Raw genomic sequence first — 13,522 nt, forward strand, 5'->3', positions numbered from 1 at the left:
TCCTAAATAAAGGGATTCTAAAACTTTCACAATGTATAATTCCAAAATTTTTATAATAAGGAATTTGTTTGCAAAATATTGCATTGATTCTATTGGGTGCAGGGGATAGTAGCCGATTTTTGGCATCTGCATCTAATGTATCATTTGATAAAAAGACGCACAATGCGAGTCTGTCTAGATTGCCTAAAAAGCAATGGTTGCGTGTAGGCGAGATTCCGCTTTGGCTGAAAGTTGCATTAGATCTACAAGGAATCTATCCTTTTGCACAATGTATTTTAAGTGTTAAACCTAACGAAAAGAAATATATTCAAAAGCATTTGGAAGCATTTTCTTTGAATTTTACATTGGTTGAGGGTGGTTCTACGCGTCAAGAATCTCTTCAAAATGCCCTTGGCAAACTTTGTGATTCTATAGAATATGTATTGGTAAGTGATATTGCGCGTTGCAATATTCCATTGGATTTATCGCAAAGAATCTTGAAAGAAATCGGAAATTATGATTGCGTTGTTCCTTATTTAAGCCTTAATGATACGATTGCGTATTCTATGGAATCCAAACTAGAATATTTAAAGAGAGAAAATCTTAAAATTATTCAAACTCCTCAATTAAGCAAAGTTAGTGTATTAAAAGAAGCTTTATGCAAGGGTGAATTTACTGATGAAAGTAGCGCAATCAATGCATATGGAGGAAGTGTCGGGTTTGTTCAAGGTGCAATAGAAGCGAAGAAGATAACTTTTTTAGAGGATTTATGCGAGTTGCACTTGTCAAATCCTAGTTTTCATACCTTTGTAGGTAATGGAAGTGATATTCACGCATTGGACAAAGGGGAGGGGATTATACTTGGAGGTGTTGCTATTCCGTGTGAGTTTAAGCTGATTGCGCATAGTGATGGCGATGTTTGTTTGCACGCTTTAAGTGACGCACTCTTGGGAGCGATTGGGTTTGGCGATATTGGAGAGTGGTTTCCTGATAGCAACCCCGCTTATAAAGGAGCAGATTCTTCTTATTTGTTAAGAGTGATTGTGGATTTTGTGCGTGATGTGGGTTATGATATTGTGCAAACAGATATTACAATTTTTGCTCAAAAACCAAAAATATCTCCTTATAAAGGAGCAATGGAGCAAAAAATAGCAGAAATTTTACAAATCAATCCTTTGAAAGTCAATATAAAAGCAACAACAACAGAAAAGCTAGGTTTTGTTGGAAAAGGAGAGGGAATCTTGGTTCAAGCGAGTGTGGTTTTAGAGTATTTTGATTGGAAGCGATTTGTTTCGTTTTGGAATAGGGAAGCGTGATGAAAATTTTAATTGTAGAAAATGAAATTTATTTAGCCCAAAGTATTGCTTCAAAGCTTAGTCATTTCGGATTTACTTGTGTGATGATACCAAGCATAGAAGAAGCTTTAGAAATTGAGGCGGCAGATATTATTTTGCTTTCGGCTAATATACCGGGTCAAGACTTCTATGCGTTAATTGAAAAATTTAAGGATTCCATTGTTATTTTAATGATTCCCTATGTGAATGATGAAATGGTAACGCGCCCATTAAAAGCTGGTGCGAGTGATTATATTGTCAAGCCTTTTATGATTGATGAGTTAATTCGCAAGATTGAACACTATACTGCTTTTCGCCAATTACAAAAAGAAGTTGCATTTTATAGGGATTATTTTTGCAATTCCTTATTAGTTCCAACCTATGCTATTAATACAAAAATCTCCTTTCCTTTAATTGTTAAAAGTGTATCCCAAAGAGTTATTGATATGTGCGTTGTAAATTATGCCATCCATAAAAAATTCGCAATCAATTTTATTTCGTTGCACAAGATTCAAAATTATAGAGAAATCTTTAAAAATGTTTCCAAGACACAACTTACCTATATTGTAGGTTTTGAAACATTGCGCAAGGAGGAAAAAGAGGAATGTGTTAGGGTGTTTAAAAATATCCCGGTTATTTTATCTTGCTTGGGGGGAGATTTAACAGATTTTAAAAATGTTTTTGAAATCAATATCAAGGAAATCAATCAAGGATTCCAAGAAGATGTTTTAAGCGTAGATGAATACATTAAAACAATGATTTTGAAATTTGAAGATAGATATCCTGATACAGAGCTTAGCAGACGACTTGGTATGTCGCGTAAGAGTTTATGGGAAAAGAGAAAAAAATATGGAATCACAAAGAAAAAGTAACACCCCATCTTTATTTATAGACAAAGAAGCGGTTTTTGCGCTCCTTTTATGCCAAGAGGGATTGCTTGCTCCTGTAAATCATTTAATGAATGAAAAGGAAATGCTTGAAGTAGATAAAACAGGGCTTTTTGATGGGCAAAGCTTTCCTTTTTCGTTTATTTTAGCACCTGCTGGAAAACGCAATGAAAGAGTAATGAAGGAGTCCAAAAGCGGAGATGAAATTATGCTAATCTGTGAAAATCAGATATGCGGAAAATTGATTGTGGATTCCGTCTTTGGGATTGATAAGCAACAAAGATTGTTTAACATAATGAGTGGTAATATATATTCTAAAAAGGCACAACATATTCACAGAAGGCTTGGCAATTATGCAATTTGTGGAGAATATGAATTGTATTTGCAATCAGAAAATTTTTCTTTTAAAGATTACGCAAATAAGCAAAATATTGCAAAATTTAAAAGAGAGAATGAAGCGCAGGGCATAACTGCAATGGTATTAGATGCGTCTCCTATTACGCGCATTCACGAGCGTATTTTTAGATTCATATTAGAAGAAAATCACCTCCTTGTTTTATTGTTGCTTAGAAGGCAAGAGGAGGGCTTATTAGACTTTTATATCCGCAAGACTTGCTTGGAATTTGTCCTTGAGAATTATTTACCAAGAAATCGTATCGCTGTTTTTCCTTTAGATGATATTTATTTATTTGCTGGTACGCACGGGATTATTTTAGATGCAATTTTGGCACAGAATCTTGGCTGTGATAGAATTGCAATCGGAGAGAATTATCCTAATTTGGCATTTTATTATGACAATCAAAAGATTTATTCTATTTTTGATACAACAAAGGATATTAAAATTAAAGTTAAATTATTAAGTGCGTTTGTGTATTGTAATCAGTGCAACACGATTGTTAGCCCCAAAACCTGCCCTCATAGTAAGCATCATCACATAGATTATCATTCTGGATTCTTGCAAGGTATTTTACAATTTGGTCTGATTCCACCTACAATTCTAGTGCGCAAAGAAGTTTCAGCCAAGATATTAAGCTATTTATTTCCTAAACGTTTTAGTTTGTTGATTAAGCAATTTGGGGCAATGTTTGCTAACAATGGAATGATTGACGAGAAGCAAGACGATGAGAGTTTTTATTTGAAACTTACTGATATTTATCAAACCCATTCTCTGAATTAGGATTTTGAATGCAGCATAGTTTTTTTAGAACCTTTAGTGATTTTAAGGATTTTTGCAAAAAAGGTTTCTTGACATTATTTTTTAGCGGACTTAGCCCTAAAGCACCGGGGACATTTGGTACTTTGGTAGCATTGCCTTTTGCGTGGGCGATTAGTTATTATATTGCCCCTAGCACTTTATTGCTTTTGGCGTTGCTTATTTCTGCGATTGCGATTCGGATTATTAATGATTATGAGAAACAAGGAATGTCTCATGATTGCGGTGAAATTGTGATTGATGAGTTAGCAGGAGTTTGGATTAGTGTTTCTATGATAGGACATAGTGCTTTGGGAATCGTCTTGTCTTTTGTGTTGTTTCGATTGTTTGATATTTGGAAGCCCTCTGTGATTGGGAGAGTGGATAGAGAAGTTAAAGGTGGTTTAGGGGTAATGGGTGATGATTTGTTGGCAGGATTTTTCGCTGGAATTTTAGGGCTTATCATTATTGGAGTAGTGCAGAGGGTGGAATCTCTAACTTTTCTTTTGGAGTTTTGAATCCTATATTTTAAAGAATATCCAAATAAAATAAAAAAAATACGCCCAAAACAATCCGATAAATCCCAAAGGGAATAAAGTTGAAGCGAGAAATAAAACCTAAAAAGAGTTTGATAGCCAAAAGTGCGCTCAAAAATGCCACAATAAAGCCCACTCCAAGAATAAGTGCATTCTCCATATAGATGGAATCGTGATTTTTATAAAGACTATAAAAACTAGCGACAACCATTGCAGGTAAAGCTAGTAAGAAGGAAAATTCTGTGGCTACTTTACGACTGCAACCAAGCAACAAACCACCTACGATAGTTGCCCCACTGCGTGAAGTTCCCGGAATCATTGCTAGGGCTTGAAAAAAACCAATCAAAAGGGATTGAAAGTAAGAGATTTCCTCTATGGTCTGAATGTGGAATCCTTTTTCTTTATGGAAAATCTCTAAAACAATGAAGACTAGCCCACCTATGATTAGCATAATAGAAACAGTGATAGGAGCAAAAAGTGCCTTGATATAGGAATAAAACAAAAAGCCAAAAGTTCCTGCAGGGAGGAACCCAATACATAGCTTAATCCATAATTTTAGGCTGTTTTTGGATAATTTTTCCCAAAAAACAAAAAAAACAGCCAAAATAGAGCCTAGTTGTATCACTACTTCAAAAGTTTTGTGAAATGTATTTTGAGGAATCCCAAGTAATTCTGAAGCTAGAATCAAATGTCCCGTAGAAGAAATGGGTAAAAACTCGGTTAATCCCTCAACGATTCCTAAAATTCCAGCATTTAATAAATCCATAATCCACCTTAAGAGAACTTGAAATGTGTAAAAATGCACGAATTTTAGCATATTTGGTTAATTTTTGCCAAATGTTTTTGAAACTTCAACTATAAATCAAAAATAAAATTATAAAATGTATCAAATTTCTTTTGGGAGTTTTTATGTTTAAAAGAATCTTAATTGCAAATCGTGGTGAAATTGCTGTGCGTATTATTCGCGCTTGTAATGATTTAAATATTGAATCCGTAGCAATTTATTCTCGTGCAGATCGTGATAGTATGCATGTAAAAATGGCAACACATACTTATCCTATTAGCGAGGATCCTATTAAAGGCTATTTAGATCCAGATTTGATTATCCAAGCTGCTAAGGAAATGGAAGCGGAGGCAATCCACCCGGGTTATGGTTTTTTAAGTGAGAATGCGTGGTTTGCCAAAAAGGTTAAAGAAGCGGGACTTGTGTGGATTGGACCAGATAGTGAAGTGATTGCGAAAATGGGAGATAAGAATGCTGCTAGGAATCTAATGATTGCCAATGGAATCCCTGTTGTTCCCGGAACCGAACCGCTCAATAGTTTAAGTTTATATGAGATTCAAAAGATTGCGCGAAAGATTGGCTATCCTGTGATTCTAAAAGCAAGTAGTGGAGGTGGGGGGCGCGGAATCCGTGTCGTGTGGGAAGAAAAAGAGTTAGAATCTTCCTTTGAAGCTTGTAAAAGAGAGGCTTTGACATTCTTTAAAAACGAAGATGTTTTTATGGAAAAATATGTTCAAAACCCACGTCATATTGAATTTCAGATTCTAAGTGATAATTATGGGAATGTTATTCATCTGCTAGAACGTGATTGTTCCATTCAGAGACGACACCAGAAGTTGATTGAGATTGCTCCTTGTCCCACAATGAGTATAGATTTGCGCCGCCGTATGGGAAGTGTAGCAGTTGCCGCGGCAAAGGCTGCAAAATATACCAATGCCGGAACGGTAGAGTTTTTAGTAGATGATTACAATAATTTCTATTTTATGGAAATGAATACGCGTATCCAAGTAGAGCATGGTGTAACAGAGGAGATTACAGGATATGATTTGATTGGACGACAAATTAGAATCGCAAATGGGGAGATTTTGGATCTTACACAAAGTGATATTCGCGCACAAGGATTCGCGATTGAAGCGAGGATTAATGCAGAAGATGTACATAACGACTTTGTTCCAAATCCCGGCAAAATCACTTCTTATTATCCGGCATTAGGACCTTTTGTGCGTGTGGATAGTTATGTTTATAAAGATTTTACAATACCGCCTTTTTATGATTCTATGATAGCAAAGCTGATTGTCCGTGCGACAAGTTATGATTTGGCAATCAATAAACTCAAACGCGCATTAAATGAATTTAAGATTCGCGGTGTAAAAACAACAATTCCCTTTCTTGTTAATATATGCAACGATAAAGATTTTAGGCGAGGAAATTTTGACACTTCTTATTTAGAGCAAAAAGTGCAAGATTTGCTTCCTCAAGAGACACAAGATGATAGTGATTTAGTTGCAGCGATTGCGGTAGCATTGACAAGTGCTTTAGAATAGAGGCAATAAATCTAGTTTTAAGTAAAATTGCATTAAAATTAGCGTTTATTTTTTAAAAAGGTTTTAAGAATGAAAAGAACATATCAGCCACATAATACACCGCGTAAGCGCACACACGGCTTTAGGGTGAGAATGCAAACTAAAAATGGTCGTAAAGTGATTAATGCAAGAAGGGCTAAAGGTAGAAAAAGGCTTGCAATTTAACTTGTTTTAAGGATTGGGTTTGGTTACTTTAAACACAAAAAAGGACTTTGATAGTGTTTATAAGAGCCAGAAAAAATGGCATAGCTCTCATTTTATCCTATTTTTCAAAGAAAATTCTCATACACCAATGAAAAGGGTTGGTTTTTCAGTATCCAAAAAGATAGGTAATGCAGTTTGTAGGAATCTTATTAAGCGTCGCTTAAGGAGCATTTACAGAGAGTCTATGTTGGAATTGAAAAATGGGGATATGATTTTGTTAGCAAAAATCGGTTTAGATAAAGTAGAATATCAAATTTTGCGAAATAATTATAGATATGCCTTGAAGAGGCTTAATTTGGCAAATCAAGAATGTTAAAACAAATTTGCATAAAAATTATCCTTTTCTATCAATATTTTATTTCTCCTCATTTGGGTGTTACTTGTCGTTATTATCCAAGTTGTTCAGAGTATTCTAAACAGATTTTTTTATTTCAAAATCCTTTCATTGCTATTTGGAAAACATTAATAAGGATTCTTTCTTGCAATCAGTTTTTTAAAGGAGGCATCGCTTATCCCAAAGTTTTTTTGAAAATTCAACCACATTTTGGCAATCCCAAGCTTATGGAGATTCAATATTGGTTGATTCCAGATAAAACTCAAAAATACAATCCAAAAAATGTTCCAAATGGTATCTTGTTTCAATCACAAGCTCAAAAAGTTTATATTGTAAAAAAATATTCAAAGGTTTCCCGTGTTTGATAAAATTGATAATCTAAATTCCCAAACTAGAGTTTTAATTGCGGTGCTTTTGGCACTCGCCTTTTTTGTGCCTTATAGTTATTTCTATCAACCGCAAGTAGCGGAGAATAATGAAACGCAGCAAACCGCAACGAGAGAAATGCAAAATGTCGTTACAACCAATGCTCCTAATCAAGTTGCGCAAAATATCGTGAAAGCACCAACGCAAAATAGCACTATTATTGCAACAATAGAATCCGCAAATTTTACTTATAAGATTGATCGCTTAGGCAGAATCACAGAAGTGAATTTGAAAGCGGAAAAATACCAAAAAGACTCTGTTGCATTATCTTTGTTTCCAGAAGATGTGGCAAACGCAAACAATCCAAAGATTTTGGAGATTCGTTTTTCGGATTCTTTATTGAATCAACAAGCTTTCAATACTCCTTATAGTGCGAATTTAAACTCTTTAACTATTCAAGATAAACCACAATCTATTACATTGGTTCAAGAATTGGACAATGTGAAAGTGGAAAAAATCCTCACTTTCTATCCCAATGGATATTATGAGGCACAAATTAATATTCCACAAAACTATACCTATTTTGTATCGCCCGGTATGCGTCCTAGCGTGGAAAATGATGCTTATGTTTTTAAAGGTGTGATTGTTAAAGAATCAGATAACACGATTACAACCATTGAAGACGGAGATGCGCAAGGGCAAAAAAATTATGCAAATGCAAGCATTATCGCAGCAGTAGATCGTTATTATGCCACTTTGTTTTTCAGTAACAATAATACGCTTAATACAACGATTTTAAGTAATCCAAGCGAGAATCCTATGCCATTTATTAGTGCAAATGGTGAGTTGAAGCTAGAAGGATATATTGGTCCGAAAGATTATCGTTTGCTTGAGTCTATTAATCCTAATTTAACAGATGTAGTGGAATATGGTGTGATTACTTTTTTTGCTAAACCTCTTTTCTTGTTGCTTGATAAACTCTATGATTTATGCGGGAATTGGGGTTGGGCGATTATTTTGCTGACACTTATTGTGAGAGTGGTGCTTTATCCTTTGACTTATAAAGGTATGGTGTCTATGCAAAAGCTAAAAGATCTTGCGCCGAAAATGAAAGAATTGCAGCAAAAATATAAAGGAGAACCACAAAAACTTCAAGCCCATATGATGGAGCTTTATAAAAAGCACGGAGCAAACCCAATGGGTGGTTGTTTGCCTCTGCTTTTGCAAATGCCAGTATTTTTCGCAATTTATCGTGTTTTGTTTAATGCTATTGAGCTTAAAGGTGCAGATTGGCTATTGTGGATTACAGACTTATCTGTAATGGATCCTTATTTTATTTTACCGATTCTAATGGGTGGCACAATGTATCTTCAGCAACATTTAACGCCTACTGCCTTTAATGACCCAATACAAGCAAAAATCTTTAAATTTTTGCCCTTAATCTTTACAATCTTTTTTATAACTTTTCCATCGGGACTTGTATTGTATTGGTTTGTTAATAATATTTTCTCTATTATTCAACAACTGCTTATCAATAAAGCATTAGAGCGCAAAAAAGCGCGTGAAATCGCCGAACATAAACACAAAGATAAAGATGATTAAAATGAAAAAGATAGAAGCAGAAACTTTAGAAAATGCGTTAATTTTAGCGTCCAATGATTTTGGTTGCTCTGTTGTGGATTTGGAATATGAAATTATCCAGAATCCCTCTAAGGGTTTTTTAGGAATTGGTAAGAAATCTGCAATTATTTGCGCCCAACCAAAGATTCCATTATCGCAAGAGGCTGATTCCTCATTAATAAAAACAAAAGACTCTTTCAAGCACTTGCGGAATAGGGAAAATGAATCATTTGTGGCAAGTGCGGAAACAAAAAAAGAGGAACATTACAAGCATTCTTTAACGGAAACTGCGAGGAAAGAGGAATTCCAAGAGGATTTCAAGAATGATTTAAAAGGGTTTGATTTACATTCTGTAAATAAAATTTCAGATTCTACAAGACATAAAACATTAAATTTACAAGATACAGCTAAAGAGGTGCAAAAAGAACTCAAGGAGCTTTTAGACTTAATGCCTTATCAATTAAGTGAGGTTTTTGTAGAGCCTTATGATGAGAATACACTTTATATTAAAATCGATGGTGCGGATTCTGCCTTGTTAATCGGCAAGGAGGGGTATCGCTACAAGGCAATCTCTTATTTAATTTTTAATTGGGTCAATCATCAATATGGCTTAATGATTCGTCTTGAAATTGCAGAATTTTTACGCAATCAAGAAGAGATGATTGCAAATTACTTACTGCCCACTATTGAGAGCATCAAAACTTATGGTAAGGCACAAACAAAACCGCTTGATGGAGTGTTAGCTCATATTGCACTTAAGCAATTACGCGATCAATTTCCCGATAAGTATGTTTCTTTTCGTCTCAATAGTGAGGGCGAACGATATATTGTTATTAATGATTTTTATCATTCGTAGAGCATTGTATGCTAGATGATGATACGATTATCGCCCCTGCCACAACTTATGGCAAGTCTTCTTTAAATGTTTTGCGTTTAAGCGGTAAAGAATCTCTAAAAATTGCTGCACAACTTGCCAAAACAACTCCAGAAAATCTTATAGTTTCCTTACCTGCGCGTTATGCAAAATTGACAAAAATTTATTTTAGCAATGGAGATTTGCTAGATGAGTGTATTTTGCTTTACTTTAAAGCACCACAAAGTTATACAACGCAAGATGTAGTGGAGTTTCAATGCCACGGAGGAAATTTTATTGCCCAAAGCATTTTGCAAGAATGCTTAAAATATGGTGCGCGTTTAGCTAATCCCGGAGAATTTACAAAACGCGCATTTTTGGGTGGGCGCATTGATTTATCCCAAGCACAAGCTGTTGCAAAACTTATAGAATCCCAAACCGCTCAAGCGCACAAAATGCTTATGCGCCACCTAAAAGGAGAGATGCAGAGTTTTTGTGAGGGATTGCGTACGGATTTAATTGCTTTACTAGCGCATAGCGAAGTGTTTATAGATTATGCAGATGAGGATTTACCAAGTGATTTGCTAGAGAGTTTAAAAAACAAATTACACTCCATTCTTAAGACACTCCATTCCCTTTTGGAGCAATCCAAAGCAAAGCGCACATTGTTTGAAGGTTATAAATTGTGTATTATTGGTAAGCCAAATGTAGGCAAAAGCTCTCTTTTAAATGCGCTTTTGCATAGCAATCGTGCGATTGTCAGTGCAATTGCAGGAACAACTCGGGATAGTATTGAGGAGAATTTTATGCTAGGGGGGCATTTGTTGCGATTGATTGATACTGCCGGGATTCATCAGACAGAGGATTTCATAGAATCCGAAGGGATTAAAAGAAGCTTGGAGAAAGCACAAGAGAGTGATTTACTGATTGCTTTATTTGATGGTTCTTCTTGCCTAACGCAAGAAGATTTACAGATCATTGAATTGCTGGAGACTTATAAAGTAAGCAAAAGAATTTTTGTGTTAGTAAATAAGTCCGATTTGGAATGCAAAATAGATTGGAAAATCTTGCAAGATTTTAATCCTATGAAACTTTGTTTGACGGACGATTTGTATGCGGAAGATTCTTTGCTAACAAACTTCAAGCAACATCTTGAATCTGTGCTAGATTCTAAAGAGGAATCCCAATCTTTGCTTTTAACTTCCGAATATCAATTCCAAGCAGTGCAAACCTGTATTGACGCACTTTATCAATCCATAACACCCTTAGAAAACATTGAATTGGAAATTTTCAGTTTTCATTTAAATGAGGCAATCAAGGCTATTGCTTCTATCACGCAGCCTTATGAATATTCACAAATGCTAGATGTAATGTTTGGAGATTTTTGTTTAGGCAAATAAGGGGTGGCTAGTTTGGATTCTGCTAACTTTGGTATAATTGTAAAAACTTAAATGGAATCAAATATGGAAAATCTTAGAAAACCGCAATTAGGATTTGCACTTTTGCATAAAATATTCGTGGCAGCAAATATCCGCCGTTGGAACGACCAAGCAACACCAGTGGAATTTTTGGAGCTTGATAAACAAGCACATAAAATCGTGATTGCTTACTTTCTCGCGCATTTTGAAATACTAGAAAATCAACAAAAGATTGATTTTGAAAGATTGATTTTGCAGTTTTGTTATGAATTTTTTGAGCGCATTATTCTTACAGATATTAAACCTCCTGTTTTTCATAAGTTGGTAAAGCACCACAATAAAGCACTTGTAGATTTTGTCTGTGCGCAACTAAGTGAGGATTTAGAGGGGTTTAAGTTTTTGGATTCTATGCGTGAATATCTTTATGGTAATGTTGATAATCTTGAAAAAGAAATTTTAAAAGCTTCACATTATTATGCTTCCAAATGGGAATTTGATATTATTTACCACTTTAATCCAAAAATGTATGATGTCCAAAATATTAAAAATGCCATTGATAAGCAAGTGCATGAATATTATCATTTAGCAGGTGTGCAACAAATGATGTATGAGGATTTGCGCGAAATTGTGGATATGTTTGGACAGCTTAGATTCCAAAAGCGTTGGAGTCAAACTCCAAGAGTACCTTGCACTTCTGTGCTTGGACATACACTTATTGTTGCGCTTTGCGCTTATTTATTAGGTTATGATTTAGGTTTTTCTCAAGAAATGCAAGTGCAGCATTTTTTCTGCGGATTGTTTCACGATTTGCCCGAAGTTTTAACGCGCGATATTATTTCTCCAATTAAAAAAAATGTAGAAGGTTTAGATGAGTTTATTAAAAAAATTGAGGAAGAAGCTGTGCAAGAGAAAATTTTAAATCTGATTCCAGATTCTATTGCTCAAGAGATTGTATATTATACGCAAAATGAATTTAGCAATCGTTATAAACAAGAGAATGTGGCTGTATTTAGTCAAGCAAAAGGAGAGAGTTTTTTACAAGAAATAGAATCGCAATCTGTTGAAAAGCCGATTTTTGGAGAATTTTTAAAATATTGTGACCATTTAAGCGCATTTTTGGAGGCTAAAATTTCCATAGAACACGGAATTAAGAGTAAAGAATTGATAGAGGGGGCTAGAAATTTAGAATATCGCTATAATGGAGAAAAATTAAGAAAAATTGATTTGGGCTATTTGTTTAGGGAGTTTCACACCACTTGACTTTAGTGCAAGTGGGATAGGATATAATCACTCATTTGGCAAACTGCTTGTTGGGAGCATTCTTTTTGTAAATCCTGACTTATTTGAGAGATTCTATCGTTTTGTAAGAGTTTTAAAATATCCCATAGCACCTCGCAGAATAAATCTTGTTCCAAACATAAAAAGCCTAGCCCTTTTTCCTCTAAAAACTTCGCATTATGGTATTGATGATTTCCAGCTGCATAAGGATAAGGCACAAAGAGTGCTGGTAAGCCATTTGCGCATAGCTCCCATAGGGAACTAGCTCCTGCACGGCAGATTGCAAAATCGCATTTTCTTAGAATTTCCGGCATTTGTTTGCTAAAACCAAATAAAAGGACATCAACATTGTCTAACTCCTTTAATTCTCCAATTTGTATATTTTGGGATTCTATATTTTCTAAGGAATCCGAATTTTCCTGTAAAACCCCAACTTTAAAATCTAAACTTAAGTATTCTTGTAGTGTGTGTGTGAAATCTGTTTGCCCACATTGGTGGTAAATGCGCAACTTTTTTTGCCTTATCTCTTCTGCTAGGGCGAGTGCAAAATGGTTGATTGCCCTTGCTCCTTGTGAGCCGCCCATAAAAAGTAAATTTTTTACTTCTTTGCGCACCCTTCTTTGTGTGAAAAATGCTTGATTGACGGGGTAGAATCTTAGGGGTGAGGATTGCAGATAAGAGGAGAAAAATATTTTTGCATAGGGTTTTAGAATTTTATTTAATCTTCCAATTTGTGCATTTTGTTCGTGGATAATGAGTGGAATCCTAAGTAATATTGCCCCAAAGGCTGCGGGTGCAGCAGAATAACCGCCAACAGATAATATAAAATCTACTCCTTTTTGTTCTTTTAAGATTTTCAGTGCGCTTTGGAGGGCTTTAAATTGTTGCCATAGTGATTGAAGCTTTCCTAAGCCTTTTTTATTGACAACCCCAAAAGTTTTTAAAAAATATTTTTGTTTTAAACGCGAATCTGTCTCAAAGTATGCTCGGTCTTGACCATTTATGGAGCCAATAAAAATACACTCAAATTCTCGCTTGTAAAATTCTTCTAAAAACGCTTTAGCTACACTTAAATGTCCTCCTGTTCCACCGCCTGTAATGACTACTTTCATTTTGGATTCCTATAAAGCTATAAATTTTATTTAAATTGTAAC

The 13,522-nt window shown here is 35.0% G+C and carries 14 protein-coding genes; 12 read left to right on the plus strand and 2 right to left on the minus strand.

Going from position 1 to position 13,522, the window contains the following annotated elements; genetic code table 11:
* Positions 1 to 68 precede the first annotated feature (68 nt).
* Genes BS85_RS0103995 through BS85_RS0104010 form a run of 4 tightly spaced genes read left to right on the plus strand, consistent with a single transcriptional unit; the run spans position 69 to position 3,910 of the window.
* On the plus strand, positions 69 to 1,295 hold the full coding sequence (locus BS85_RS0103995; protein ID WP_026943670.1) for a bifunctional 2-C-methyl-D-erythritol 4-phosphate cytidylyltransferase/2-C-methyl-D-erythritol 2,4-cyclodiphosphate synthase: 1,227 nt from the start codon (positions 69 to 71) through the stop codon (positions 1,293 to 1,295).
* Positions 1,295 to 2,185, plus strand: coding sequence for a response regulator (locus tag BS85_RS0104000; RefSeq protein ID WP_026943671.1), 891 nt, complete (start codon positions 1,295 to 1,297; stop codon positions 2,183 to 2,185). Before BS85_RS0103995 ends, BS85_RS0104000 begins: the two co-directional genes overlap by 1 nt.
* Complete coding sequence (locus BS85_RS0104005) at positions 2,163 to 3,377, plus strand: hypothetical protein (protein WP_026943672.1); 1,215 nt, start codon at positions 2,163 to 2,165, stop codon at positions 3,375 to 3,377. Before BS85_RS0104000 ends, BS85_RS0104005 begins: the two co-directional genes overlap by 23 nt.
* Before the next feature lie 8 nt (positions 3,378 to 3,385).
* A complete protein-coding gene (locus BS85_RS0104010) occupies positions 3,386 to 3,910 on the plus strand; it encodes a phosphatidylglycerophosphatase A family protein (protein ID WP_026943673.1) in 525 nt (174 codons plus the stop codon).
* 10 nt (positions 3,911 to 3,920) lie between these two features.
* On the opposite strand, the gene BS85_RS0104015 is transcribed toward BS85_RS0104010, so the two are convergent.
* Positions 3,921 to 4,694, minus strand: coding sequence for an undecaprenyl-diphosphate phosphatase (locus BS85_RS0104015; protein WP_026943674.1), 774 nt, complete (start codon positions 4,692 to 4,694; stop codon positions 3,921 to 3,923).
* Between the two features lie 143 nt (positions 4,695 to 4,837).
* Between BS85_RS0104015 and BS85_RS0104020 the strand changes: the two genes are divergently transcribed.
* The 8 genes from BS85_RS0104020 (at position 4,838) to BS85_RS0104055 (ending at position 12,350) form a co-directional block, all read left to right on the plus strand.
* Complete coding sequence (locus BS85_RS0104020) at positions 4,838 to 6,256, plus strand: acetyl-CoA carboxylase subunit A (protein ID WP_026943675.1); 1,419 nt, start codon at positions 4,838 to 4,840, stop codon at positions 6,254 to 6,256.
* 69 nt (positions 6,257 to 6,325) lie between these two features.
* On the plus strand, positions 6,326 to 6,460 hold the full coding sequence (rpmH, locus tag BS85_RS0104025) for a 50S ribosomal protein L34 (protein ID WP_026943676.1): 135 nt from the start codon (positions 6,326 to 6,328) through the stop codon (positions 6,458 to 6,460).
* 19 nt (positions 6,461 to 6,479) lie between these two features.
* Positions 6,480 to 6,815, plus strand: coding sequence for a ribonuclease P protein component (gene rnpA / locus BS85_RS0104030; RefSeq protein ID WP_026943677.1), 336 nt, complete (start codon positions 6,480 to 6,482; stop codon positions 6,813 to 6,815).
* Positions 6,809 to 7,198, plus strand: a complete 390-nt coding sequence (gene yidD, locus BS85_RS10210) for a membrane protein insertion efficiency factor YidD (RefSeq protein WP_084310155.1) — start codon at positions 6,809 to 6,811, stop codon at positions 7,196 to 7,198. The genes rnpA and yidD overlap by 7 nt, the downstream gene beginning before the upstream one ends.
* A complete protein-coding gene (gene yidC / locus BS85_RS0104040) occupies positions 7,191 to 8,801 on the plus strand; it encodes a membrane protein insertase YidC (RefSeq protein WP_026943678.1) in 1,611 nt (536 codons plus the stop codon). The genes yidD and yidC overlap by 8 nt, the downstream gene beginning before the upstream one ends.
* Position 8,802: 1 nt before the next feature.
* On the plus strand, positions 8,803 to 9,675 hold the full coding sequence (locus tag BS85_RS0104045) for a Jag N-terminal domain-containing protein (RefSeq protein ID WP_026943679.1): 873 nt from the start codon (positions 8,803 to 8,805) through the stop codon (positions 9,673 to 9,675).
* An 8-nt stretch (positions 9,676 to 9,683) separates the two neighbouring features.
* Complete coding sequence (gene mnmE / locus BS85_RS0104050) at positions 9,684 to 11,072, plus strand: tRNA uridine-5-carboxymethylaminomethyl(34) synthesis GTPase MnmE (RefSeq protein ID WP_026943680.1); 1,389 nt, start codon at positions 9,684 to 9,686, stop codon at positions 11,070 to 11,072.
* 63 nt (positions 11,073 to 11,135) lie between these two features.
* Positions 11,136 to 12,350, plus strand: a complete 1,215-nt coding sequence (locus tag BS85_RS0104055; RefSeq protein WP_425402386.1) for an HD domain-containing protein — start codon at positions 11,136 to 11,138, stop codon at positions 12,348 to 12,350.
* 2 nt (positions 12,351 to 12,352) lie between these two features.
* On the opposite strand, the gene BS85_RS0104060 is transcribed toward BS85_RS0104055, so the two are convergent.
* Complete coding sequence (locus BS85_RS0104060) at positions 12,353 to 13,480, minus strand: UDP-N-acetylglucosamine--N-acetylmuramyl-(pentapeptide) pyrophosphoryl-undecaprenol N-acetylglucosamine transferase (RefSeq protein WP_026943682.1); 1,128 nt, start codon at positions 13,478 to 13,480, stop codon at positions 12,353 to 12,355.
* Positions 13,481 to 13,522 lie beyond the last annotated feature (42 nt).

The sequence above is a fragment of the Helicobacter rodentium ATCC 700285 genome (assembly GCF_000687535.1).
In the GTDB taxonomy this organism is placed as follows: Bacteria; Campylobacterota; Campylobacteria; order Campylobacterales; family Helicobacteraceae; genus Helicobacter_D; species Helicobacter_D rodentium.

Bases quoted from the DNA above. Each gene is read 5' to 3' on its own strand.
- BS85_RS0104000 (WP_026943671.1), top strand. From the start codon at position 1,295: ATGAAAATTTTAATTGTAGAAAATGAAATTTATTTAGCCCAAAGTATT.
- BS85_RS0104005 (WP_026943672.1), top strand. From the start codon at position 2,163: ATGGAATCACAAAGAAAAAGTAACACCCCATCTTTATTTATAGACAAA.
- BS85_RS0104010 (WP_026943673.1), top strand. From the start codon at position 3,386: ATGCAGCATAGTTTTTTTAGAACCTTTAGTGATTTTAAGGATTTTTGC.
- BS85_RS0104015 (WP_026943674.1), bottom strand. From the start codon at position 4,694: ATGGATTTATTAAATGCTGGAATTTTAGGAATCGTTGAGGGATTAACC.
- BS85_RS0104020 (WP_026943675.1), top strand. From the start codon at position 4,838: ATGTTTAAAAGAATCTTAATTGCAAATCGTGGTGAAATTGCTGTGCGT.
- rpmH (WP_026943676.1), top strand. From the start codon at position 6,326: ATGAAAAGAACATATCAGCCACATAATACACCGCGTAAGCGCACACAC.
- yidD (WP_084310155.1), top strand. From the start codon at position 6,809: ATGTTAAAACAAATTTGCATAAAAATTATCCTTTTCTATCAATATTTT.
- BS85_RS0104045 (WP_026943679.1), top strand. From the start codon at position 8,803: ATGAAAAAGATAGAAGCAGAAACTTTAGAAAATGCGTTAATTTTAGCG.
- mnmE (WP_026943680.1), top strand. From the start codon at position 9,684: ATGCTAGATGATGATACGATTATCGCCCCTGCCACAACTTATGGCAAG.
- BS85_RS0104055 (WP_425402386.1), top strand. From the start codon at position 11,136: ATGGAAAATCTTAGAAAACCGCAATTAGGATTTGCACTTTTGCATAAA.
- BS85_RS0104060 (WP_026943682.1), bottom strand. From the start codon at position 13,480: ATGAAAGTAGTCATTACAGGCGGTGGAACAGGAGGACATTTAAGTGTA.